The organism is Pseudomonas sp. H1_D04 (assembly GCF_054683855.1).
The window spans coordinates 4399744-4423702 of record NZ_CP162826.1 but is presented as its reverse complement, the minus strand read 5'-3'; the positions used below and the strand labels follow the sequence as shown (position 1 = coordinate 4423702).

Here is a 23959-nt window from a genome sequence, read left to right as displayed (position 1 = left end):
AAACACCGCCATCGGGGGCAAGCCCCTCCCACACTTGATCTACGTTTGTCAGGGCCGACCGAGCAGGTGACTCGTGGCAGTCTTGAGCTTCATCGACCGTACCTGCACCGCCAATCCTCCAGACACAACACCGGTCAAATGTGGGAGGGGGCTTGCTCCCGATAGCGGTGGGTCAGTCGACATCTACTTGACTGAAACACCGCCATCGGGGGCAAGCCCCTCCCACACTTGATCTACATTTGTCAGGGCCGACCGAGGGGTGGCTCGTGGCGGTCTTGAGCTTCATTGGCCGTACCAGAGCCGCCAATCCTCCAGACACAACACCGGTCAAATGTGGGAGGGGGCTTGCTCCCGATAGCGGTGGGTCAGTCGGCATCTACTTGACTGAAACACCGCCATCGGGGGCAAGCCCCCTCCCACACTTGATCTCCATTTGTCAGGGCCGACCGAGGGGGGCTCGTGGCAGTCTTGAGCTTCATCGACCGTACCTGCACCGCCAATCCTCCAAACACAACACCGGTCAAATGTGGGAGGGGGCTTGCTCCCGATAGCGGTGGGTCAGCCGGCATCTACTTGGCTGAAACACCGCCATCGGGGGCAAGCCCCCTCCCACACTTGATCTCCGTTTGTCAGGGACGACCGAGCAGGTGGCTCGTGGCAGTCTTGAGCTTCATCGGCCGTAACTGCGCCGCCAATCTTCCAAACACAACACCGGTCAAATGTGGGAGGGGGCTTGCTCCCGATGGCGGTGGGTCAGTCGGCATCTACTTGGCTGAAACACCGCCATCGGGGGCAAGCCCCTCCCACACTTGATCTACGTTTGTCAGGGACGACCGAGGGGTGGCTCGTGGCAGTCTTGGGCTTCATTGGCCGTAACTGCGCCCCAATCTTCCAAACACAACAGTGGTCAAATGTGGGAGGGGGCTTGCTCCCGATAGCGGTGGGTCAGTCGACATCTACTTGGCTGAAACAACGCCATCGGGGGCAAGCCCCTCCCACATTGGTTCTCCGTTTGTCAGGGACGACCGAGGGGTGGCTCGTGGCAGTATTGAGCTTCATCGGCCGTAACTGCGGCGCCAATCCTCCAGACACAACACCGGTCAAATGTGGGAGGGGGCTTGCTCCCGATAGCGGTGGGTCAGTCGACATCTATTTGACTGAAACACCGCCATCGGGGGCAAGCCCCCTCCCACACTTGATCTCCGTTTGTCAGGGCCGACCGAGCAGGTGGCTCATGGCGGTCTTGAGTTTCATCGGGCGTACTGGCTTGTGCATCAAGGTGTGCCCCAATTCGCGGATCTGTTGCTTCAACTCATTGCTGTAGTTGGCGGTGATCATCAGCGCCGGGATTGCACTGGCCCGGCGTGCGTTGATGCGTGCCACGGCATCTACACCGTTCTGGTCGTCGTCGAGGTGATAGTCGGCGATCAGCAAGTCGGCTTCGGCATGGTAGTTGTCCACCTGCCGTGCCAAATCCTGTTCCGACAAGGCGGTAATCACCCGGCAGCCCCAGCCTTCCAGCAAGGTGCGCATGCCCGCGCAGATCGCCGCGTCGTTGTCCAGCACCCACACCCGTGCGCCTTGCAGGCGTTCGAGCATCGGTTCGCTCATGGCCAGCATCGGCAGTGACTTGGGCGCCGTGGCGCTCAACGGCACCTCCACCGAGAACATCGAGCCCTGGCCCGGCCAGGATTTGACGCTGATGCGATGACCCAGTATCCCCGCGATTTTTTCCACGATCGCCAGCCCCAGGCCCAACCCGCGGTCCTGGTCCGGACGCTGCACATCGCCGCGTTTGAACTCCTGAAAAATCTCCTCCAGCCGTTCCTCGGCGATACCCATGCCGCTGTCCCACACCTGGATCGACAGGCGCTGGTGCTGGCGGCGACATCCCAGCACCACACGCCCTTTGTAGGTATAGCGAATCGCATTGCTCAGCAGGTTGCGCAGAATCCGCGCCAGCAACTGAATATCACTGCGCACCAGCGCCGAGCAGCCGACAAAATGCAGCTCCAGGCCCTCGCTGCGGGCCAATTCGGTGTATTCGGCTGCCAGGTTGTCGAGTAATTCACTCAGGGCAAACGGCGCGATGTCGGCCTTGATCACCCCGGCATCCAGCTTGGAAATATCCACCAGAGTACCCAGCAGGTTTTCCACGTCTTCCAGGGAATTGCTCACGTTGCGCACCAACTGTTCGCTGGGGCGTTCGAGCAAAGCGCTGGTGAACAATCGCGCGGCGTTCAGCGGTTGCAGCAGGTCGTGGCTGACGGCGGCGAGGAATTTGGTTTTCGACAGGTTGGCCTGTTCGGCTTCGAGCTTGGCTTCGCGCAGGCGGGTTTCCATGCGGCGGCGCTCGTCGATTTCCTTGAGCAACTGGTCGTTAAGCGCAGTCAGTTCCGAGGTGCGCTGGGCGACACGCTGCTCCAGGTGTTGATAGGCCTGATGCAGGGCCTCGGCGGTGCGGCGGCGTTCGGTGATGTCGCGGATCAGCACAAAGATCCCCACCACTTCGCCACTGGCCAGCAGATTGGGGACATAGGAGCGCAGCATGTAGCGCTCCTGGTTATTGATATTGGTCTCGGCGAATTCAAAGGTCACGCTCTCCCCCGCCAAGGCCCGGGCGACGTAGGCGTCCAGGCGCTGGCAGTGCTGTTCGCTGTGGACTTCGCGCAGGCTCTGGCCGAGCATCATGCCGCGCGGCCAGCAGTACCATTCTTCGTAGACTTTGTTGGTGAACTCGTAGACCAGGTCAGCATTCAGGTAGCCGATCAGGGCCGGAACGTGGTCGGTGATCAAGCGAATCCAGCGCTCGCTTTCCTGGGCTTTCTGCGCCGCCACCTGTTCGCCGCGCAGGGTTTCGGCACGCAGCCGGGCGTTGATCAGCAAGTGGTTGCTGGCCTTGAGTTCGGCCATCGCCTGGTTCAGCGCGTCGGTGCGTTCGCGCACTTGCTCGGCCAGTACCACCGAATGCTGGAAGGTGGTGTAGGGGTTGTTGCCCTGGGTCACGCCGGACTCAATGCGCTCGATCAGCGCGGCGTTGATCCGCGCCAGCTTGTGGTTGTCCTGTTGCAATTGGGCAACCTGGGCGAGCAGTTCAGCGCCGGCCTCGGGCAATGGCGACCCCGGTGAAGGTCTGGTTGATATGCATGCCATTGAACTGTTCTCCGTAGGTGTTGAACCCCATCACCCGCTGGTCACGCAGGAAGCCGCCGATCTGTTCCAGATTGTCACTGTCTTCCAGCTCAAGGCGGCGCAGGAAGCAGTCGCAGCCGATGGTCAACAGCAGGTCGCCAAGGCGCGCTTGCAGGCCGTCGAACAGCGTTTGCAGGTTCGGCAGGATCGGCCCGGGCTTCATCACGGTGAGGACGATGCCGTTTTCCACGGCGCAGTAGAAACTCAGGCTCAAGTCGTCGTGCACTTGCTGGATCGCGCGCACGTAATACTGATCGTGGATGCGCACCGCCAGCGGGTGCGCCGCGAACACGCGGTGATCGAGATCGGCCACGGCCACGCCGATATGCCGCGCGTACTCTTCGGCGGCAGGTTCGGCGTTGAGCTCGAAGACCCGGCGCGACGGGCTGTCGGCGCCGGTCACCACCAGCTTTTCACTGCGCGGCAGAATGTGGTGGGTGGTAAACACCTCGAAGTCCAGCCAGGTATTGACCAACACCACCACCGCCGCGCCGCTGTGGAAGGCGCCGTTAAAGTACACGTGGGTGTGGGTGAGGAAGTTGTCGTCGCCGGCCGAACCGCCAAAATGCGGAATGTCGCCAAGCGCCGCGCTGAGGGCCGCGAGCACCACCTCTTCACGGCTGGACAGGCCATCGAGCAGGGTCAGGGCGAACGTGTTGCCCTTGATCGGCGCCAGGGTATTGCTGCGGCAACCGCCGACCAGACGTTCGACCATCTGCTGAGCGTCGATCAGGCTGAAGTGTTCCACCTGATCGATCAGCTCGGTGGCGATGGAAAAGTGCGCGTGGTTAAAGCCCATTGCCGTCACGCAATTGCGGCCGTAGCCCTGGGGCGTGATCTCGCCGGCGCTGGTGCAACCCACCACGCGCACGTTACCGAAGCACTGTTGCAGGGCCTGGCCCAGCGCCTGCAAATCGTAGGAGGCCGAACAGAAAAACAGCACAAACCCCAGGTAGGGGTGCAGCAGTTGACGGGCCAACTCCTCAGCCGCCTGCCCGGCGTCGGTGGCCTGGGACATGGCGCTGATTACGCCTTCACTGTTATGCATCGTTGGTTCCCCCTCTGAGGCATGAGTGTACGAAGGGCGGGGGTGGGACCTATGCTACTTGGGTACTGGGTGGGGGGATGCGATGGGATGAGTCTCTCCACTGACCGATCCACCCCATCGGGGCATAGGTATCTACACCTTGCCTAAAAGCCGACACATAACGCGGTGGTGAGCGGGCTTGCCCCGCGCTGGGCTGCGCAGCAGCCCCAATAAAAACGCGGGGATATTTCTGGTAGAACTCAGCGTCTGGTTTGGGGCTGCTTCGCAGCCCAGCGCGGGGCAAGCCCGCTCACCACGAAAGCACTATTTTCCCAGAATGTGTTTTCACCAAAGAGGTGTAGATACCTCTGCCTGTGGGGGGCAAGTCGAATCGTCGCACCGCCCCTCCCCCATTTTTGAATGGCTTACCACGTCAGGACTGCACCTACCGCAAAGGTATCGGTGTCTTCATTCTGCGCACGGGTGTCATGCCCCTTGATCTGGAATTGGTTGTACTCCGCCACCAGCTTCAGGTTGTCGTTCACGTCATGAAACAACGCAATCCCGCGCGTCTCATAATCCGCCCCGCTGCCCACCACGCCGTTGCCGTCGTCCTCTGTCTTGCCGTAGGACAGCGCCAGACGGTTCTTGCCCACTTTGTACGAGCCTTGCACCAGGTAACCGTTGCTGTCCACATTGCGCAGGGTGGCTTCCCCGGCATTGTTGGTGAAGAACGGGTTGATGCCCTTGGCCTGGAAGCCCGAACCGGTCAGCGACAAGCCGCCGATTTTCGCCTGTACGCCATAGCCCAGGCCTTTGGACGTCACCGATTCGACGGTGGAGTCGGTGTTGTCCGAAGTCTGGTAGCTGCCATTGAGCCAGCTGTAGATCTTCGCCCCGCCCAGGTCGAACTGGTAGGTGATCTCGCTCTCGGTGCGCGGGTTCTTCTGGTAGGCCTTGCCCAGTGCGCTGCTGTCGTTGGTGTCCACCGGGTCCATGATGCCTACAGCCACGCGCAGGCCGTCCATCATTGGGGTGCGATAGGTAATCTGCGAGGTGGGGAACGGGTACGGGTAGCCGCTGCCGATATTGCCGAACGACACACCGCCGCCGTCCACCAAGCCAAGGCTATCGCTGACCTGGCCGTAACCGGCGAGCAGTTCATCGAGCAGGATATTGGAGCGGGCGAACAGGCCGAAGTCCTTGCCGATCAGCACTTCGCCCCACTCTGGGTTCGCCACGGTGCCGTAAAACTGGCGCACATCGATGGCGGTGTCGGTGCCGTTGGTTTCGCTGTCGTTGATCGTCACCCAAAACGAGGCGCGGGCGCCGAGCTTGAGGTCGTCGACCTGCTTGCCCATGTTGAAGCCCAAGTAGTTGGGCAGAAAACCCATCTTCACCCGGGATTGGCGGCGGTCGTATTGGTCGCCGGCGCGGTCCACGTCACTGTTGACGTAGAAAGCGTTGATGTAGCCGTCGGTGGAAAAGGTGGTTTCGTCCTTGTCGTACAGCATGATTTCGGCGTCAGCGAACGGGCTGAGGCTAAGGCCGACGATAAAAGCAGGTAACAGACGCAGGGGGAGATTTTTATTGTTATGCATGGCGCGCTCCGCAACGGGGACTTGATGTCGGAGGCGATTATCGAAAAGCGCCAGGCCACGGCCTACGCTGCCTTGGCCGTGGTTTCAGGGTGCTTTGGACGGGCAGCGGGTGCCCTGCAACTCTGGTGTAAGACGGGCCCAGTCACAGGCCCGGCACTTAGTGCGTAAGACCGGCCTTGGCCAACATGCCCACAGCCACCAGTACACACAGACTGGCAAACCCCACCTGCAAGGTGCGCGCGGGGATCACGGAACACAGGCGCCGGCCGACCAGCATGCCGACGATACTGGCGCCGATAAACACCCAGCCCACCGGTTCGATGCTCACCCCGGCATGCAACGCACCGGCCACGCCGATCAGCGAGATCAGGCTGATCACCATCAACGAGGTGGCGACGATGCCGCGCATCTGCACGTCGGTGAGTTGTTTGAACGCCGGCACGATCAGGAAGCCTCCGCCCACGCCGAGCAAACCGGAGACCGCACCGGTCACGGCGCCGAGCGCGGCCAGGGTGGCGCTGCATTTGGCGGTCCAGGCCAGGCGTCCGGTCTGTTGATTGAGCATGCAGTTCTTCTGGCCCCAGGAGGCGGCGCCGTGATCACTCGGCCCGGCCTCGACCTTTTCACGCTGCAACATGCGCCAGGCCACCAGCACCATCAGCGCACTGAACAAGCCCATCAGCACCGGTTCCGTCATTTGGTGAGCAAGAAACACCCCCAGCGGCGAAAACAGCGCGCCGAGCAAGGCGATCAGCAGCGCGGCGCGGTAACGCACCAGGCCGTGGCGCAAGCCATCAATCGCACCGACGGCCGCCGCCGCGCCCACCGCCAGCAAAGACACCGGCGCGGCCTGGGTCATGCTCAAGCCCAATCCCAGCACCAACGCCGGCACCCCAAGGATGCCGCCGCCCGCACCGGTCAGGCCCATGACCAGGCCCATCAACACACCCAACACACTGGCCAGCAGCATTCAGTCCACCTTGCTCAGACGGGTCAGCCACTCGCGGCCCTTGAGCATGCCGTTCCAGTAGAACCACGGCAGCAGCGTAGCCTTGAGGAACCACATCGAACGGCGCGCCTTGGTCGGATCGAGGGCGAAGGTCGGCAGCAACTTGCCGCCGTAGCCGAACTCGGCAAGCACCACCTTGCCCTTCTCCACCGTCAGCGGGCAGGACCCGTAGCCGTCGTACTTGAGCGGCAAGGTTGCTTGCTTACGCAGGGCCAGCAGGTTTTCGGCAACCACCACGATCTGCTTGCGCACAGCGGCGGCGGTCTTGGCGTTGGTGGTGCCGCACACATCGCCCAGGCCGAAGATGTGCGGGTAGTGCAGGTGTTGCAGGGTATGGGGGTGCACTTCACACCAACCGGCGGCGTCGGCCAGCGGGCTTTGGCCGATAAAGTCCGGGGCGACTTGCGGCGGGACGACGTGCAGCAGGTCGAAGGATTTCTCTTCAACCGTCGTATTGCCCTCGGCGTCTTTCACTGCAAACCAGGCCTTGCGTGCCGGACCGTCAACTTTCACCAGATTGGAATTGAACGCCAGGCGCGCGTTGTATTTTTCAACGTACTTCATCAACGGAGGCACAAAGGTCGCCACCCCGAACAGCGCCGCGCCGGCCAGGTTGAATTCCACATCAATGTGCTTGAGACGGCCCTGCTTGAGCCAGTGATCGCAGGACAGGTACATGGCTTTCTGCGGCGCGCCGGCGCATTTGATCGGCATGGCCGGCTGGGTGAAGATCGCCTTGCCGCCCTTCAACTGCTGCACCAACTGCCAGGTGTAGGCGGCGTATTCGTAGCTGTAGTTGGACGTGACACCGTGCTGACCGAGGGTGTCTTGCAAGCCCTCGATAGCCTCCCAGGCCAGGCGCAGGCCGGGACACACAATCAGATGTTGCCAACTCACGCGCTGGCCGCTGTCGAGTAAGAGGGTTTGCTCGTCCGGCAGCACCTCGCTGACCGCTGCCTGTATCCAGGTGACGCCATTAGGCAGCACGTCGGCCAACGGGCGGCGGGTCTTTTTCAGGTCATAGGCGCCGCCGCCCACGAGGGTCCAGGCCGGCTGGTAGCAATGGTGGTCGTTGGGTTCGATGAGGGTGATGTTCAGGTCGGGGTCGCGCTTGAGCAGGCTGGCCAGCAGGCCGATGCCTGCCGAACCGCCGCCGATGACAACGATATCGCCACTGATGGATGGGCCCCAGTGTTGTTCGGTCATGGTCTGATGCCTTTTATCGTCAATGCACACAAGGGTCGTTGCCGTATGGCGTCACGCCCAGCTTTTTATGACCGCGCCGCAGTACAGCCCGGACAGGGTTTTCATCACTTGGATCACTTCGTGGCTGGCCAGCCCGTAGAAGATGTACTTGCCTTCCCGACGGGTGGCGACCAACCCTTCGTCGCGCAAGATGCCCAACTGTTGTGACAGGGTGGGCTGGCGCACGCCGGTCATGGTTTCCAGCTCGCCGACGTTGCGCTCGCCCTGGGTCAACTGGCACAGGATCAACAGGCGATCCTCATTGGCCAGGGCCTTGAGCAAGGCACAGGCCTTGGACGCCGACGCGCGCAACTGGGCGACTTCGCCTTCACTCAGAGTAGATTCCATTTGCCTCGGGTCCTTTGCCTCACTTAAGCTCAAAACATTATGTGTAAATGTAAAGTGATTGTAATCACTTTTTTCAGCATCAGGGGCAGCCGTCATGTCAGCGTTGATTCATTCCTTTCTGGACGAGACGTCGTCGACCTACACCTACGTCGTCTATGAAACGGACGGCGGCCCCTGTGCCATCGTCGATTCGGTCCTCAACTACGACCCGGCCTCCGGGCGTACTGACACCGCCCAGGCCGACAAGGTTATTGCCTTTGTGCGTGAGCACAGCTTGCAAGTGCAGTGGCTGTTGGAGACACACGCCCATGCCGACCACCTGTCCGCCGCGCCGTACCTGCGCCGGACAGTGGGCGGCAAGATCGCCATTGGTCAGTCGATCAGCAAGGTGCAGGGCGTGTTCAAGAACCTGTTCAACTTGGAGCCGGAATTTCGCGTCGACGGCTCGCAGTTCGACCACCTGTTTGCGCCGGATGAAATCTTTCACATCGGCAACCTCAAGGCCCAGGCGCTGCACGTGCCCGGCCACACCCCGGCGGACATGGCTTATCTGATCGAGGATCGATTGATCCTGGTCGGCGACACCCTGTTCATGCCCGATGTCGGCACGGCCCGCTGCGACTTCCCTGGCGGCGATGCGCGGCAGCTGTATGCGTCGATGCGCAAGCTGTTGGCCTTCGCTCCCGACACGCAGCTGTACGTGTGCCATGACTACCCGCCCGAGGGTCGCGAGGCAAAATGCCTGACGACCGTGGCGCAGCAGCGAGCGGGCAATATTCATGTGCATGACGGAGTGGATGAAGCGACGTTTGTGGCGATGCGCACCCAACGCGATGCTGGGCTGGGGATGCCCACGCTGTTGTTGCCGGCGATCCAAGTGAATGTGCGGGCCGGTCATATGCCGCCAGCGGAGGCAAACGGGGTGGTTTACTTGAAGATTCCGTTGAACCAGCTCTAAAGCCGCCCCGCGTGGCGTCCATGCCATTGAATGTTCCGAGGGTGTTACGCAGGTGTGATCAGGCTACGGCAAATTTCGACACGATCTGCTTGAGGTCCACCGCCAGCCGCGACAGCTCTTGGCTGGCAATCGACGTCTGACCAGCCGCCGAAGAGCTCTGGATGGAAAGATCACGGATGCTGATCAGGTTCTGGTCCACCGAGCGGGCCACATGGGCCTGTTCTTCAGAGGCCGTGGCGATCAACAGGTTGCGGTCATTGATGTCGGTAATGGCGTCGGTGATCTGAGTAATCGCGGCGCCCGCTTCATGGGCGATCTTCAATGAATCCACTGCTTCGTTGCGGTTAAGGGCCATGGAAGACACCGCTTCGCTGGAGCATGTTTGGATTTTCGCGATCATCTGCTCGATTTCCTGGGTCGAGGTCTGGGTTCTATGGGCCAATGCCCGTACTTCGTCGGCGACGACCGCAAAGCCTCGGCCCTGCTCCCCTGCCCTGGCCGCCTCAATGGCGGCGTTCAACGCCAGCAGGTTGGTTTGCTCGGCAATTGAACGGATCACTTCAACCACTCGGGCAATATCCTGGGCCTGCTTGGCCAGCCCTTCGACTTCGACGCCGGTCTGCTGCACCGTGGCGCTGAGCTTCTCGATGGAGGCGATGGTTTGCTTCACACGCTCCTGGCCGACTTTGGCCGAGCGCTGGGAATCCTGCGTGGACTGGGAAGCCGACACCGCATTGCGCGCCACTTCTTCCACGGCCGCCGTCATTTCGTTAACCGCCGTCGCGGCCTGATCGGTTTCCATGCTTTGGCGTTCAATACCGGCGCTGGACTCGCGGGTAATGGCGCTCATCTCCTCCGCCGCCGCAGCCAATTGCCCGGACGCCTCCGAGATATGCTGCAAGGTGCTTTTCAGGTTCATTTGCATAGACGCGGTAGATCGTTGCAACTCGGTCAACTCGTCGTTGCCATTGATGGCAATCGCCACGCGCAGATCGCCGTCAGCAATCTTGCCGGTTGATACCAACAGTTCACGGACCGGAGTAATGATGCTGCGGGTAAACAGGCTTGCAACCACGACGGTGACTATCAAGGAGGTGCCCATCAATATCCAAGTGAACAGACGCGCCGCGTCATATTCGCTGGAAGCCACCTGAACCGCCGTATTGGAGCCACCGGAATTCAACGCGATCAACTCGCTGATGGAACGCTGTACATCAAGGGCAATCGGTCCATTGACGTCACGCAAATAAGTCGACATCTGTTCAGCAGACAACGTCGAGGCTTGCGCGAGGAACTCATCCATCTTCTGGCTGTAGTTCTTTATGCCGGTCAATGCGTCGTTGTACTTGGCTTGTTCTTCGGGGCTTGAGACTAACGGCGCATAACGCTCTGCAATATCAAGGGCTTCCTTGCGCGTCGCTTTGAGCTTCTCAAGGGAGGCCGGATCCTGGCGCCCGATATCCATGGCATAACGGCGTAGATCAAGACGAAGTTTGTAAAAAGCCGAATCTATTTCACCTGCCGAACGAATACTGGGAAGCCAGTTAGATTCGATTTCCACCGTCGATGAATAGACTTTATCGACTTTTATCAGCGTCATTGCTCCTTGGATCAACAGCAGAAGACACACCACACCAAAACAAAGTGTGGTACGGAAGTTCAGCTTCAAGGCTCTCATGGACATCGCGGCGCACCCCTTTCCTGGGCCGCGAACTTCACGGCCTGATGGGGATTAATGTGTTAAACCAGACGTGAAAAATACGTGACTAATTAGGTATTTTTTTATTGGCAACCCTAAATATTTAAATAGCGAGTTTAGTTGTCTAGCTAACTATTAACGTGCCAAGGGAAACCGCGCCACTTTATTAGACCATCAGTCCATCTCTTGGCAGCGGCAATGCTGTTTTGTAACGCACTTGTTTGAGGGCAAAACTGGAGCGGATATTCGCCACCCCCGGTACCTTGGTCAGAAAGTCCATCATGAACCGCTCCAGCGACTGGATCGTCGGCACCAACACCCGAATCAAATAGTCCGGATCACCGGCCATCAAATAGCACTCCATCACCTCGGGCCGGTCGGAAATCGCGCCTTCGAACTGCTGCAACGCCAGTTCGTTCTGCTTTTCAAGGCTCACATGGATAAACACGTTGACGTGCAGCCCCAGTAAATCGGCGTCGAGCAGCGTGACCTGCTCGCGAATCAGGCCCAATTCCTCCATCGCCTTGACCCGATTGAAACACGGCGTGGGCGACAGGTTGACCGAGCGGGCCAGGTCGGCGTTGGTGATGCGGGCATTCTCCTGCAGAGCGTTGAGAATGCCGATATCGGTACGGTCCAGTTTGCGCATGAGACAAAATCACCTGTTTATTATGTTTATGCAGGTTTTTTATCCGCAATTGATCCCAGGCGCAACGAAACAGAGATAAATATTCTTCTACGCCACGCCTATGATTGTTGTAGGACAAGATTTCTTCTACCCGAAGACTGACTGTCAGCTAGCGCGCCCACTACAAGAAATTCACAAGATCGAGCGTAGAAGCCATGACCCAGCAGTACGAACCACTGCGCCTGCACGTCCCTGAACCCTCGGGCCGACCAGGCTGCAAGACCGACTTCACCTACCTGCGCCTGACCGACGCCGGCCTGGTGCGCAAACCCGCCATCGACGTAGAACCCGCCGACACCGCCGACCTGGCCAAGGGCCTGATCCGCGTACTCGACGACCAGGGCCAAGCCTTGGGACCGTGGGCCGAAGGCGTCTCCACTGACATCATGCGCAAAGGCATGCGTGCGATGCTCAAGACGCGCATCTTCGACAACCGCATGGTGGTCGCACAGCGTCAGAAAAAAATGTCGTTCTACATGCAAAGCCTCGGCGAAGAAGCCATCGGCAGCGCCCAGGCCCTGGCCTTGAACATCGACGACATGTGCTTCCCCACCTACCGCCAGCAAAGCATCCTGATGGCCCGCGAAGTGCCACTGGTGGACCTGATCTGCCAGTTGCTGTCCAACGAGCGCGACCCGCTCAAGGGTCGCCAGTTGCCGATCATGTATTCGGTGAAAGACTCCGGCTTCTTCACCATTTCCGGCAACCTCGCCACCCAATTCGTTCAGGGCGTGGGCTGGGGCATGGCCTCGGCGATCAAGGGCGATACCAAGATCGCCTCGGCCTGGATCGGCGACGGCGCCACCGCCGAATCCGACTTCCACACCGCCCTCACCTTTGCCCACGTGTACCGCGCGCCGGTGATTCTCAACGTGGTCAACAACCAATGGGCTATCTCCACCTTCCAGGCCATCGCCGGCGGTGAAGCCACCACTTTCGCCGGACGCGGCGTCGGCTGTGGCATCGCTTCCCTGCGCGTGGACGGCAACGACTTTATCGCCGTGTACGCTGCCTCCGCCTGGGCCGCTGAACGTGCGCGGCGCAACCTCGGCCCGAGCCTGATCGAGTGGGTCACCTACCGTGCCGGCCCGCACTCCACGTCCGATGATCCGTCCAAATACCGCCCCGCCGATGACTGGAGCCACTTCCCGTTGGGCGATCCAATTGCTCGTCTCAAACAGCACCTGATCAAGATTGGCCAGTGGTCCGAAGAGGAACACGCGGCGGTCAGTGCTGAACTTGAAGCCGAGGTGATCGCCGCGCAGAAACAGGCCGAACAGTACGGCACCCTGGCCGGTGGCCAGATCCCAAGCGCCGCGACCATGTTCGAAGACGTCTATAAAGAGATGCCGGAGCACTTGAAGCGCCAGCGTCAAGAGTTGGGGGTCTGACATGAACGATCACAACAACAGCATCGAATTGGAAACCGCCATGACCACCACCACCATGACCATGATCCAGGCCCTGCGCTCGGCCATGGATGTGATGCTTGAACGTGATGACAACGTGGTGGTGTTCGGCCAGGACGTGGGTTACTTCGGCGGTGTGTTCCGTTGCACCGAAGGCTTGCAGACCAAGTACGGCAGCTCGCGGGTGTTCGACGCACCGATCTCGGAAAGCGGCATTATCGGCGTGGCCGTGGGCATGGGTGCCTATGGCCTGCGCCCGGTGGCTGAGATTCAGTTTGCCGACTATGTGTACCCCGCCACCGACCAGATCATCTCCGAAGCGGCGCGCCTGCGTTATCGCTCGGCCGGCCAGTTCACTGCACCGCTGACCATGCGCATGCCCTGTGGCGGCGGCATCTACGGCGGCCAGACCCACAGCCAGAGCATCGAAGCGGTGTTCACCCAGGTCTGCGGCTTGCGCACGGTGATGCCGTCCAACCCCTACGACGCTAAAGGCCTGCTGATTGCGTCCATCGAAAACGATGACCCGGTGATCTTCCTTGAGCCTAAACGCCTGTACAACGGCCCGTTCGATGGCCACCACGACCGCCCGGTAACCCCGTGGTCGAAACACCCGCAAGCGCAGGTGCCGGACGGTTACTACACCGTGCCGCTGGACGTGGCCGCCATTGTGCGTCCGGGGTCGGCAGTCACCGTGCTGACCTACGGCACCACGGTTTATGTGTCCCAAGTCGCTGCCGAAGAAACCGGCATCGACGCCGAAGTCATCGACCTGCGCAGCCTGTGGCCGCTGGACCTGGACACCATCGTCAAATCCGTGAAGAAAACCGGCCGTTGCGTGGTGGTGCACGAAGCCACCCGCACCTGCGGTTTTGGTGCCGAGTTGGTGGCGCTGGTGCAAGAGCATTGCTTCCACCACCTGGAAGCGCCGATCGAACGCGTCACCGGTTGGGACACCCCTTACCCGCACGCGCAGGAGTGGGCGTATTTCCCAGGCCCGTCCCGAGTGGGCGCGGCGTTGAAACGGGTCATGGAGGTCTGAATGGGCACGCACGTTATCAAGATGCCGGACATTGGCGAAGGCATCGCGGAAGTTGAACTGTCGGTCTGGCATGTGAAGGTCGGCGACATGGTCGTCGAAGACCAGGTGCTGGCGGATGTGATGACCGACAAGGCGATGGTGGATATTCCCTCGCCGGTGCACGGCAAAGTGATTTCCCTTGGCGGCGAGCCGGGTGAAGTGATGGCCGTGGGCAGTATTCTGATCAGCATTGAAGTGGAAGGTGCGGGCAACACCAAGGAGGCGCCCGTGGTGGCGGAGCCGGTGAAAGCTGCTCCCGTTGTCGAGGCCAAACCTGCACCAGTGGTTGAAAGCAAGCCCGCGCCCGTCGTGACCGCACAGGCCCCTGTGGCCCGCGATGCCGATGAACGCCCCCTGGCCTCCCCCGCCGTGCGCAAGCATGCGCTGGATGCCGGGATTCAACTGCGGCTGGTCCAGGGCTCCGGCCCCGCCGGACGGATCCTGCACGAAGACCTCGATGCCTACCTGCAACAAGGGGCGTCAAACGCTTCGACGGCAGCCAACCCTTACGCCGAACGCAACACCGAAGAACAGATCCCGGTGATCGGCATGCGCCGCAAGATTGCCCAGCGCATGCAGGACGCCACCCGCCGTGCCGCGCATTTCAGCTATGTGGAAGAGATCGACGTCACCGCCCTCGACGAGCTGCGCGTGCACCTCAACGAGAAGCATGGCGCCACGCGCGGCAAGCTGACGTTACTGCCGTTTATCGTGCGCGCCATGGTCGTGGCGCTGCGGGATTTCCCGCAGATCAACGCGCGATATGACGACGAAGCCCAGGTCATCACCCGCCTCGGCGCGGTGCATGTGGGCGTCGCCACCCAGAGCGACGTGGGCTTGATGGTGCCGGTGGTGCGTCACGCCGAAGCCCGCAGCCTGTGGGGCAATGCCGAGGAAATCGCACGTTTGGCCACGGCCGCGCGCAATGGCAAGGCCAGTCGTGACGAGTTGTCGGGTTCGACCATTACCTTGACCAGCCTGGGCGCCTTGGGCGGCATCGTCAGCACCCCGGTGCTGAACTTGCCGGAGGTGGCCATCGTTGGCGTCAACCGTATCGTTGAGCGGCCAATGGTGATCAAGGGCCAGATCGTGATTCGCAAAATGATGAACCTCTCCAGCTCCTTCGATCACCGCGTGGTCGATGGCATGGACGCGGCGCAATTCATCCAGGCCATTCGCGGCCTGCTCGAACAACCCGCCAGCCTGTTCCTGGAGTAAGGGCATGACTCAGACATTGCATACCACGCTGCTGATTATCGGCGGCGGCCCTGGCGGTTATGTGGCGGCGATTCGCGCCGGCCAACTGGGCATCCCGACCATCCTGGTGGAAGGCCAGGCGTTGGGCGGCACCTGCCTGAACATCGGCTGCATTCCGTCCAAGGCCTTGATCCATGTGGCCGAGCAGTTTCAGCAAACCATCCACCATAGCCAGGGTTCGCAACTGGGTATCGAAGTGGATGTGCCGACCCTGGACATCCGCAAAAGCGTTGAATGGAAAAACGGCATCGTCGACCGCCTGACCACTGGCGTCGCCGCACTGCTTAAAAAGCACAAAGTGCAGGTGATCCACGGCTGGGCCAAGGTGGTGGACGGCAAGACCGTCGATGTTGGCGACCAGCGCATCCAGTGCGAACACCTGCTGCTGGCCACCGGTTCGAAAAGCGTCAACCTGCCGATGCTGCCAATTGGCGGGCCGATCATCTCCTCCACCGAAGCCCTGGCGCCGACCCGGGTGCCCAAACGCCTGATTGTGGTGGGCGGCGGCTACATTGGCCTTGAGTTGGGGATTGCCTACCGCAAGCTGGGTGCTGAGGTGAGTGTGGTCGAGGCCCAGGATCGCATCCTGCCAGCTTACGACGCCGAGCTGACCCAGCCGGTGAACGAATCTCTCAAGCAACTGGGGGTGAAGCTGTACCTCAAACACAGCGTCACCGGGTTTGCCGACAACTGCCTGCAAGTGCGTGATCCGAACGGCGACACGGTGTCGCTGAAGACCGATCAGGTCCTGGTGGCCGTGGGTCGCAAACCCAACACCCAAGGCTGGAACCTTGAAGCGCTGAACCTGGCGATGAATGGCGCGGCAATCAAGATCGACAGCCGTTGCCAGACCAGCATGCGCAATGTGTACGCCATCGGCGACTTGAGCGGCGAGCCGATGCTCGCCCACCGCGCCATGGCCCAGGGCGAAATGGTTGCCGAACTGATCAGCGGTCAACACCGCGAATTCAACCCGGCGGCGATCCCGGCGGTGTGCTTTACCGACCCGGAACTGGTGGTGGTCGGCAAGACCCCGGACGACGCCAAGGCGGCGGGCCTGGACTGCATCGTGTCGAGTTTCCCCTTTGCAGCCAACGGCCGGGCGATGACCCTGGAGTCGAAAACCGGCTTCGTGCGAGTGGTGGCGCGGCGTGACAATCATCTGATTGTCGGCTGGCAGGCCGTGGGTGTGGGTGTATCTGAGCTGTCCACTGCGTTCGGCCTGAGCCTGGAAATGGGTTCGCGTCTGGAGGATGTAGCCGGCACCATCCACGCTCACCCGACGCTCGGCGAGGCGGTGCAGGAAGCTGCGCTGCGCGCATTGGGCCACGCGTTGCATCTGTAAAACCGTGGTGAGGCCATCGGGGGGCAAGTCGAATCGTCGCACCGCCCCTCCCACAGGGGAATGCATTCCACATGTGGGACGGGGCTTGCCCCCCGATAGCGGTGGATCGGTCAATACAGAGGCTGAAGGCGTCCACCCAGTGGCTCCCACACAAGCCAAGAATGAAGTATTGTTGCGCCCATTCAGAAAAAAACCGACTTGACCAAAGATAGAGGGTGTCATGGGTAACGAAAGCATCAATTGGGACAAGCTGGGTTTTGACTACATCAAGACCGACAAACGGTATATCCAGACCTTTAAAGACGGCGAGTGGCAAGCAGGCTCCCTGACTGACGACAACGTGCTGCACATCAGTGAGGGCTCCACCGCTCTGCACTATGGCCAGCAGTGCTTTGAAGGCCTCAAGGCCTACCGCTGCAAGGACGGCTCGATCAACCTGTTCCGTCCGGACCAGAATGCCGCGCGCATGCAACGCAGCTGCGCCCGCCTGCTGATGCCCCATGTGCCGACCGACGTGTTCATCGACGCCTGCAAACAGGTGGTCAAGGCCAACGAGCGTTTCATCCCGCCGTACGGCAGTGGCGGCGCGCTGTACCTGCGCCCGTTCGTGATCGGTACCGGTGACAACATCGGCGTGCGTACCGCGCCGGAGTTCATCTTCTCGGTGTTCTGCATTCCGGTCGGTGCCTACTTCAAGGGCGGCCTGGTGCCACACAACTTCCAGATCTCCACCTTCGACCGCGCCGCGCCACAAGGCACCGGTGCTGCGAAAGTGGGCGGCAACTACGCGGCCAGCTTGATGCCGGGCTCTGAAGCGAAAAAATCCGGTTTCGCCGATGCGATCTACCTGGACCCGATGACCCACTCGAAGATCGAAGAAGTCGGCTCGGCCAACTTCTTCGGGATCACCCACGACAACACGTTCATCACGCCGAAGTCGCCTTCGGTGCTGCCAGGCATCACCCGCCTGTCGCTGATCGAACTGGCCAAGACCCGCCTGGGCCTGGAAGTGGTTGAAGGCGAAGTGTTCATCGACAAGCTGGCTGACTTCAAGGAAGCCGGCGCCTGCGGTACTGCTGCGGTGATCTCGCCGATCGGCGGCATCCAGTACAACGGCAACCTGCATGTGTTCCACAGCGAAACCGAAGTCGGCCCGATCACCCAGAAGCTCTACAAAGAGCTGACCGGTGTGCAGACCGGCGACGTCGAAGCACCAGCGGGTTGGATCGTGAAGGTCTAACAGCCTCAACGCATATCCCATGTGGGAGGGGGCTTGCCCCCGATGGCAGTGGGTCAGTCAATGAATCTGTTGACTGATACACCGCCATCGGGAGCAAGCCCCCTCCCACATTTGCTCTCCGGCGTATTCAAGACTCTTTCGGGATATTCTCGGCAATCTTCTTACCCATGCTGACCCTCGCCTCCACCCCATACCCCAGCGCCTCGTAAAACCCCGCCACCGCCTCATTGCCACTGGTGATCTGCAGGTTGATCTTCATGCAGCCCAGCGCCGTCAACGCCTGTTCCGCATGCCGCACCAGCGAAGAGCCCAGGCCATGACGCCGGTAGTCCGTGTGCACCGCCACCGAATACAGCCAACCACGATGCCCGTCGTACCCGGCGAGAATGGTGCCGATCACGGTTTTTTTATCCGTCGCCACGAAGAACAACCCGTCATTGACCGCCAGCTTCTTATCGATCGCCAGGCTCGGCAGGTTATGGGCCATGTCATAACCAAACGCCGCCTGCCATAGTTCAATCACCTGCGCGCGATGCAGACGATCGCGATATGGCCCGATGGGGTAGCGCGATGACAACGTCTTTTCCATCACCAGCGTGCGCTCGTTGCCATGGTAAACATCGCGCACCGTGTGAAACCCCAGCTTGGTGTAGAACGGCTCGGCGGTCAGCGAAGACGGCACACTTAATACGGTGACTCCTGCTTCGCGGGCGCGTAGTTCGATTTCCATCATCAGCAACCGGCCAATGCCCTGCCCTTGCAAGGTCGGGTTGACGAACACCGAGCGCACCACATTGGCATCAAGTGCCGCCGTGGCGACCACCCTCTGATCCTGAATCGCCACCAGCACGACACGGCGCTTGAGCAAGGCCAACACCGCGTCCGGCGTGAAGTTGCTCGCCACACGGGCAATCACGTCCGCCGGGTAATCCCGCGCATTGCTGCTGTGCAGGGCCGCCAGGATGACCTGGCTGATCCCTTCGGCATCGGTGGGTTGGGCGAGACGAACGGCGGTAGACATGATTCCTCCTGGCTGACGGCGCTATAACAGGCGCCACTGTACCAATGTGGGAGGGGGCTTGCCCCTCCCGCATTTTGACCGCATTCCACCTCTCGCAGCCGATTCGGCTGGCCTACCCCCTTTTCAGCTTTCCCGGCTGAGCCGCCCCTGGGTTTCAGCCGGGATTCATCCCGCACAAGCCACAAAATAGCCCCACTGCATCTTTGTTCACCGCCTTACTCATGGATCCGTGCACCCATGCAAACCACCAACACCGTCTTGATGATTCGCCCGGCGCGCTTTGCCTTCAACCCGGACACTGCGATCAACAACCGCTTTCAACGCCCGCCCCTTGACCCGCTCAGCGCACAGCAGAAAGCGCTGGAAGAGTTCGACGGTTATGTCGACACCCTGCGCCAGCACGGCGTGGAAGTGCTGGTGGTGCAGGACACTCCGGCGCCCCACACTCCCGACTCAATCTTCCCCAACAACTGGTGGAGCAGCCACGCCGACGGCAGCCTGGTGCTGTACCCGATGGAAGGCCAGAACCGACGACTGGAGCGCAACAAGGGTGTGTTGCAAGTGCTGGAGCAACGTTTTGCGATCAACAGCACCATCGACCTCAGCCACCTCGAACAACAGAACATATTCCTCGAAGGCACCGGCAGCATGGTGCTCGACCGCCAACACCGCATCAGCTACGCCTGCCACTCCGGGCGCACCCATCAGGATGCGCTGCGCGAATTCGCCGAACGCCTCGACTACCGGCTCTGCGTATTCCATGCGGTTGACCGCCACCACGCGCCGATCTACCACAGCAACGTGATGATGAGCGTCGGCCGCGACCTTTCGGTGGTGTGCCTGCAAGCCCTGCCCGACCAAAACGAACGCCTGGCCCTGGAACGCTCCCTGCGCGACACCGGCAAGGACATCCTCGCCCTCGACTTCGACCAATTGGAAGCCTTCGCCGGCAACATGCTTGAAGTCCACGACCGCGACGGCCAGCCGCTGCTGGTGATGTCTGCCAGCGCCTGGGGCGCACTGCAACCGGCCCAGCGCCAGCATGTGGAACGCCATACGCGGCCTGTGGTGGTGAATATCGACAACATCGAACGCATCGGCGGCGGCAGTGCCCGCTGCATGCTCGCGGAAGTGCACCTGCCCGCCCGCCCCTCATTTCAATAAGGAGTCTTGCCATGACCCGCTATATCGACGTCAACGACCTCAGCTACCTGGTCTCGCAAAAAGGCCTGCAAACCTGCATCACCGAGATGGCCGAGTACATTCGCGCTGACTACCTGCGCTGGCAGGATTTTGAAAAGTGCGCGCGCCTGGCCAACCACTCGCCGGATGGCGTGATCGAGTTGATGCCGGTGTCGGACGCGTCGCTGTACGCCTTCAAGTACGTCAACGGCCACCCAAAAAACACCCTCGCCGGAATGCTCACCGTCATGGCGTTCGGTGCGTTGGGCGACGTGGACACCGGCAAACCAGTGCTGCTGGCAGAAATGACCCTGACTACCGCCATTCGCACCGCCGCCACCTCGGCGCTGGTCGCGCGTTATCTGGCCCGAGACAACAGCCGCAGCATGGCGTTGATCGGCAACGGCTCGCAGAGCGAGTTTCAGGCCCTGGCCTTCCACGCCATGCTCGGCATCAACGAAATCCGCCTGTTCGATATCGACGCCAAGGCCACTGCCAAATTGGCAGCCAACCTCAAGGCCTTCCCGGCGATCAGGGTGATCCTGGCCGGCAGCGTGGCGGAAGCGGTCAAGGGCGCGGATATCGTCACCACCGTGACCGCAGACAAGGCCTACGCCACCATCCTTACTGACGAGATGATCGAACCAGGCATGCACCTCAATGCCGTGGGCGGCGACTGCCCAGGCAAGACCGAACTGGACCAACGCATCGTCGAGCGCGCCCGGGTCATCGTCGAGTACGAGCCGCAAAGCCGTATCGAAGGTGAGATCCAGCACATGCCGAAAGACTCGCCAGTGACCGAGCTGTGGCAGGTGATCAACGGCCAGGTAGCCGGCCGCGAGAATGAGCGCCAGATCACCCTGTTCGACTCGGTAGGTTTTGCCATCGAAGACTACTCGGCCCTGCGCTACGTGCTCGACGTGGCCAAGGCTCTGGATGTGGGCAGCGAGTTGGAGTTGGTGCCGGACCTGGCCGACCCGAAAGACCTGTTCGCACGCCTGGCCCAGCAGCCACGCGCACAGCACAAAAAGCGCGCCTGAGACCGCTCTGGCCTGCCCCTTTGCGCCGAGGGCAGGCCCGACTTACAGAGCTGAAAAGCCGATTCAGCGGGTGCAACAGCCGATTCCGCTGCAATGCTCGTTTTAACAGCGCAATTTGCGCTTTGAGCACCGGGTAAACGACACAAAAAAAGCACCACCATCAAGCATTCTGAGCCCGACCGAAGAGTCACCGAATGAATGCAAGCCGCACCCTTTTTACTGCCCTGACATCAATTACAAAATATAGGGACTGACACATGATTCCACTGCGATCACTTTTCGCTGCGTTGCTGTTGCCACTGTGCGCCAGCGCCGCCCACGCCCAGGACTGGAAAGAAATCCGCTTCGGCGTATTCCCCGAATACCCACCCTTTGAATCCGTGGCCGCTGACGGCAGCCTGCAAGGCTTCGATATCGAATTGGGCAATGCCATCTGCGCCAAGCTCGAAGTCAAATGCACCTGGGTGCACAACGAATTCGACGGCATGATCCCGGCGCTGCGCGCGCGCAAATTCGACGCCATCATGTCGTCCATGGCCGTGACGCCGGCCCGTGAAAAAGTCATCGACTTCAGCGACCGGCTGTTCCTCAGCCCAACCTCGGTGATCACCCGCAAAAGCGCCGACTTCGGCGACACGCCTGAATCGTTGAAAGGCAAGCAGGTCGGCGTACTGCAAGGCTCTTTGCAGGAAGCCTATGCCCGTGCGCACCTGGCTAAGCTCGGGGCTCAGGTCAAGGCCTACCAGTCCCAGGAACAGAACTACGCCGACCTGCAAAACGGCCGCCTCGACGCCACCCTCACCGACAAACTCGAAGCCCAGCTCAACTTCCTGTCCAAACCTGAAGGCGCCGACTTCAAGACCGGCCCGGCCTTCAAGGACCCGACCCTGCCGCTGGATATCGCCATGGGGTTGCGCAAGAACGACCAGGAATTGCGTGCGCTGATCAACAAGGGCATCGCCGCCGTCCAGGCCGATGGCACCTACGCGCAGATCCAGAAGAAGTACTTCGGCGATCAGGACATCTACAACGAATAAGCCAACACAATCCCTGTGGGAAAAGATTTGCGTGGGAGGGGGCTTGCTCCCGATAGCGGTGGGTCAGTCACAACTGCATCAACTGACACACCCTCATCGGGAGCAAGCCCCCTCCCCACAAAAGCCCCCCCACAGGGGTATGTCTGCGCCCTTTAGAGATTCCCCCCATGAACGAACTCCTCAACCTGCAAGGCTACGGCCCCATGCTGGCCCAGGGTGCCTGGATGACGCTCAAGCTGGCGTTCCTGGCGCTGGCCTTGAGCCTCACCCTCGGCCTGCTCGCCGCGGGCGCCAAGCTGTCCAGCGCCAAATGGCTGCGGGTGCCGGCCACGCTGTACACCACGTTGATCCGTAGCGTGCCGGACCTGGTGCTGATCCTGCTGATTTTCTACAGCCTGCAACTGTGGCTCAACGACCTGACCGAACGCGTCGGCTGGGACTATTTTGAAATCGACCCGTTTACCGCCGGCGTGATCACACTGGGGTTTATCTACGGCGCGTATTTCACCGAGAACTTCCGTGGCGCAATCCTCAGTGTGCCGGTCGGCCAACTGGAAGCTGCCACCGCCTATGGCCTGAGTCGCTGGCAGCGGTTTCATCTGGTGCTGTTTCCGCAGTTGATGCGCTTCGCTCTGCCAGGCCTGGGCAATAACTGGCTGGTACTGCTCAAGTCCACGGCGCTGGTGTCGATCATCGGCCTGTCGGACCTGGTCAAAGCCGCGCAAAACGCCGGCAAGACCACCAACGAGCCGCTGTACTTCCTGATCCTTGCCGGCCTGGTCTACCTGGTGATCACCACCCTCTCCAACCGCATCTTCAAGCGCCTCGAGCGGCGCTATAACCTCGGCATCAAGGGGATGGCGCGATGATCGAATTGTTCCAGCAATACGGCCTGGCCTACCTGTTCAGTGATGGCTCGGGCCTTTCCGGCGTGGCCATGACCCTGTGGCTGTTCATCATCTCGGTGGTGCTGGGCTTCATTCTGTCGATTCCCCTGGCACTGGCGCGGGTCTCGGAGCACTTCTGGCTGCGCTGGCCGGTGGAGGTCTACACCTACTTGTTTCGCGGCACGCCGCTGTATATCCAACTGCTGATTTGCTACACCGGGCTCTACAGCCTTGAAGTGGTGCAGGACAACGCCCTGCTCAACCAGTTTTTCCGCAATGCGCTGAACTGCACCCTGCTGGCGTTTGTTTTGAACACCTGCGCCTACACCGTGGAGATCTTCGCCGGGGCGATTCGCAATATCCCTCATGGCGAGATCGAAGCCGCCCGCGCGTACGGTCTGCACGGCTGGCGCTTGAATCTGTTTGTGGTGGTGCCCGCCGCGCTGCGCCGCGCGTTGCCGGCCTACAGCAATGAAATGATCCTGATGTTGCACGCCACCTCGCTGGCGTTCACCGCCACCGTCGCCGATATCCTCAAAGTGGCCCGCGACGCCAATGCCGAGACGTTCCTGACGTTCCAGGCCTTCGGCATCGCTGCCCTGCTGTACATGTTGCTGTCCTTTGCACTGGTGGGCCTGTTTCGACTGGCCGAACGTCGCTGGATGCGTTTTCTTGTTCCTACCCGAGGCTAAC

At 60.9% G+C, this 23959-nt stretch carries 20 protein-coding genes; 11 read left to right on the top strand and 9 right to left on the bottom strand.

Translation table 11 applies throughout. The features are described 5' to 3' along the window. Positions 1 to 1209 precede the first annotated feature (1209 nt). From AB4N82_RS20570 to AB4N82_RS20545, 6 genes are all read right to left on the bottom strand, one after another. Positions 1210 to 3153: a PAS domain-containing hybrid sensor histidine kinase/response regulator gene (locus AB4N82_RS20570; protein WP_050442845.1), complete on the bottom strand. Its 1944-nt coding sequence runs from the start codon at positions 3151 to 3153 to the stop codon at positions 1210 to 1212. After that, positions 3095 to 4240 carry a nitric oxide-sensing protein NosP gene (gene nosP, locus AB4N82_RS20565; protein ID WP_032888119.1) on the bottom strand — a complete coding sequence of 382 codons (1146 nt, stop codon included), beginning with the start codon at positions 4238 to 4240 and terminating at the stop codon, positions 3095 to 3097. The genes AB4N82_RS20570 and nosP overlap by 59 nt, the downstream gene beginning before the upstream one ends. Before the next feature lie 404 nt (positions 4241 to 4644). Further along, on the bottom strand, positions 4645 to 5820 hold the full coding sequence (locus AB4N82_RS20560) for a porin (protein WP_032888121.1): 1176 nt from the start codon (positions 5818 to 5820) through the stop codon (positions 4645 to 4647). Between the two features lie 157 nt (positions 5821 to 5977). Next, positions 5978 to 6790: a sulfite exporter TauE/SafE family protein gene (locus tag AB4N82_RS20555; protein WP_032888123.1), complete on the bottom strand. Its 813-nt coding sequence runs from the start codon at positions 6788 to 6790 to the stop codon at positions 5978 to 5980. Next, positions 6791 to 8035 (bottom strand): NAD(P)/FAD-dependent oxidoreductase, encoded by a 1245-nt coding sequence (locus tag AB4N82_RS20550; protein ID WP_122765533.1) that lies wholly within the window; start codon positions 8033 to 8035, stop codon positions 6791 to 6793. A gap of 51 nt (positions 8036 to 8086) precedes the next feature. Beyond that, the gene (locus tag AB4N82_RS20545) at positions 8087 to 8422 is read right to left on the bottom strand and encodes an ArsR/SmtB family transcription factor (RefSeq protein ID WP_017527038.1); all 336 of its coding nucleotides are present in this window, start codon (positions 8420 to 8422) and stop codon (positions 8087 to 8089) included. 94 nt (positions 8423 to 8516) lie between these two features. Between AB4N82_RS20545 and AB4N82_RS20540 the strand changes: the two genes are divergently transcribed. Continuing rightward, positions 8517 to 9380 (top strand): MBL fold metallo-hydrolase, encoded by an 864-nt coding sequence (locus AB4N82_RS20540; protein ID WP_032888127.1) that lies wholly within the window; start codon positions 8517 to 8519, stop codon positions 9378 to 9380. A 58-nt stretch (positions 9381 to 9438) separates the two neighbouring features. Here AB4N82_RS20540 and AB4N82_RS20535 read toward each other — a convergent pair whose 3' ends face one another. Continuing rightward, positions 9439 to 11058 (bottom strand): methyl-accepting chemotaxis protein, encoded by a 1620-nt coding sequence (locus tag AB4N82_RS20535; protein WP_460105151.1) that lies wholly within the window; start codon positions 11056 to 11058, stop codon positions 9439 to 9441. A gap of 187 nt (positions 11059 to 11245) precedes the next feature. Further along, positions 11246 to 11728: an Lrp/AsnC family transcriptional regulator gene (locus AB4N82_RS20530; RefSeq protein ID WP_015884756.1), complete on the bottom strand. Its 483-nt coding sequence runs from the start codon at positions 11726 to 11728 to the stop codon at positions 11246 to 11248. 194 nt (positions 11729 to 11922) lie between these two features. On the opposite strand from AB4N82_RS20530, the gene AB4N82_RS20525 reads away from it, so the two are divergent. The 5 genes from AB4N82_RS20525 (at position 11923) to AB4N82_RS20505 (ending at position 18099) form a co-directional block, all read left to right on the top strand. Continuing rightward, complete coding sequence (locus AB4N82_RS20525; protein WP_122765535.1) at positions 11923 to 13158, top strand: 3-methyl-2-oxobutanoate dehydrogenase (2-methylpropanoyl-transferring) subunit alpha; 1236 nt, start codon at positions 11923 to 11925, stop codon at positions 13156 to 13158. Between the two features lies 1 nt (position 13159). After that, on the top strand, positions 13160 to 14218 hold the full coding sequence (locus AB4N82_RS20520; RefSeq protein WP_065884833.1) for an alpha-ketoacid dehydrogenase subunit beta: 1059 nt from the start codon (positions 13160 to 13162) through the stop codon (positions 14216 to 14218). Further along, on the top strand, positions 14219 to 15475 hold the full coding sequence (locus tag AB4N82_RS20515) for a dihydrolipoamide acetyltransferase family protein (protein ID WP_122765536.1): 1257 nt from the start codon (positions 14219 to 14221) through the stop codon (positions 15473 to 15475). A gap of 4 nt (positions 15476 to 15479) precedes the next feature. Next, on the top strand, positions 15480 to 16859 hold the full coding sequence (gene lpdA, locus AB4N82_RS20510) for a dihydrolipoyl dehydrogenase (protein ID WP_032888140.1): 1380 nt from the start codon (positions 15480 to 15482) through the stop codon (positions 16857 to 16859). Positions 16860 to 17079: 220 nt separating this feature from the next. After that, positions 17080 to 18099, top strand: coding sequence for a branched-chain amino acid aminotransferase (locus AB4N82_RS20505; RefSeq protein WP_032888142.1), 1020 nt, complete (start codon positions 17080 to 17082; stop codon positions 18097 to 18099). Between the two features lie 127 nt (positions 18100 to 18226). On the opposite strand, the gene AB4N82_RS20500 is transcribed toward AB4N82_RS20505, so the two are convergent. Continuing rightward, on the bottom strand, positions 18227 to 19120 hold the full coding sequence (locus AB4N82_RS20500) for a GNAT family acetyltransferase (RefSeq protein WP_122765537.1): 894 nt from the start codon (positions 19118 to 19120) through the stop codon (positions 18227 to 18229). A 237-nt stretch (positions 19121 to 19357) separates the two neighbouring features. Between AB4N82_RS20500 and ctlX the strand changes: the two genes are divergently transcribed. The 5 genes from ctlX to AB4N82_RS20475 all read left to right on the top strand — a co-directional run bounded on the left by ctlX (position 19358) and on the right by AB4N82_RS20475 (position 23958). Beyond that, entirely contained in the window at positions 19358 to 20284 is a 927-nt protein-coding gene (ctlX, locus tag AB4N82_RS20495; RefSeq protein ID WP_099600937.1) for a citrulline utilization hydrolase CtlX, read from the top strand. Positions 20285 to 20295: 11 nt separating this feature from the next. After that, positions 20296 to 21342 carry an ornithine cyclodeaminase gene (locus AB4N82_RS20490; protein WP_122752836.1) on the top strand — a complete coding sequence of 349 codons (1047 nt, stop codon included), beginning with the start codon at positions 20296 to 20298 and terminating at the stop codon, positions 21340 to 21342. Between the two features lie 257 nt (positions 21343 to 21599). Continuing rightward, complete coding sequence (locus tag AB4N82_RS20485) at positions 21600 to 22379, top strand: ABC transporter substrate-binding protein (RefSeq protein ID WP_032888149.1); 780 nt, start codon at positions 21600 to 21602, stop codon at positions 22377 to 22379. A 167-nt stretch (positions 22380 to 22546) separates the two neighbouring features. Beyond that, entirely contained in the window at positions 22547 to 23248 is a 702-nt protein-coding gene (locus tag AB4N82_RS20480) for an ABC transporter permease (RefSeq protein ID WP_032888150.1), read from the top strand. Next, the gene (locus tag AB4N82_RS20475) at positions 23245 to 23958 is read left to right on the top strand and encodes an ABC transporter permease (RefSeq protein ID WP_032888153.1); all 714 of its coding nucleotides are present in this window, start codon (positions 23245 to 23247) and stop codon (positions 23956 to 23958) included. Before AB4N82_RS20480 ends, AB4N82_RS20475 begins: the two co-directional genes overlap by 4 nt. Position 23959 lies beyond the last annotated feature (1 nt).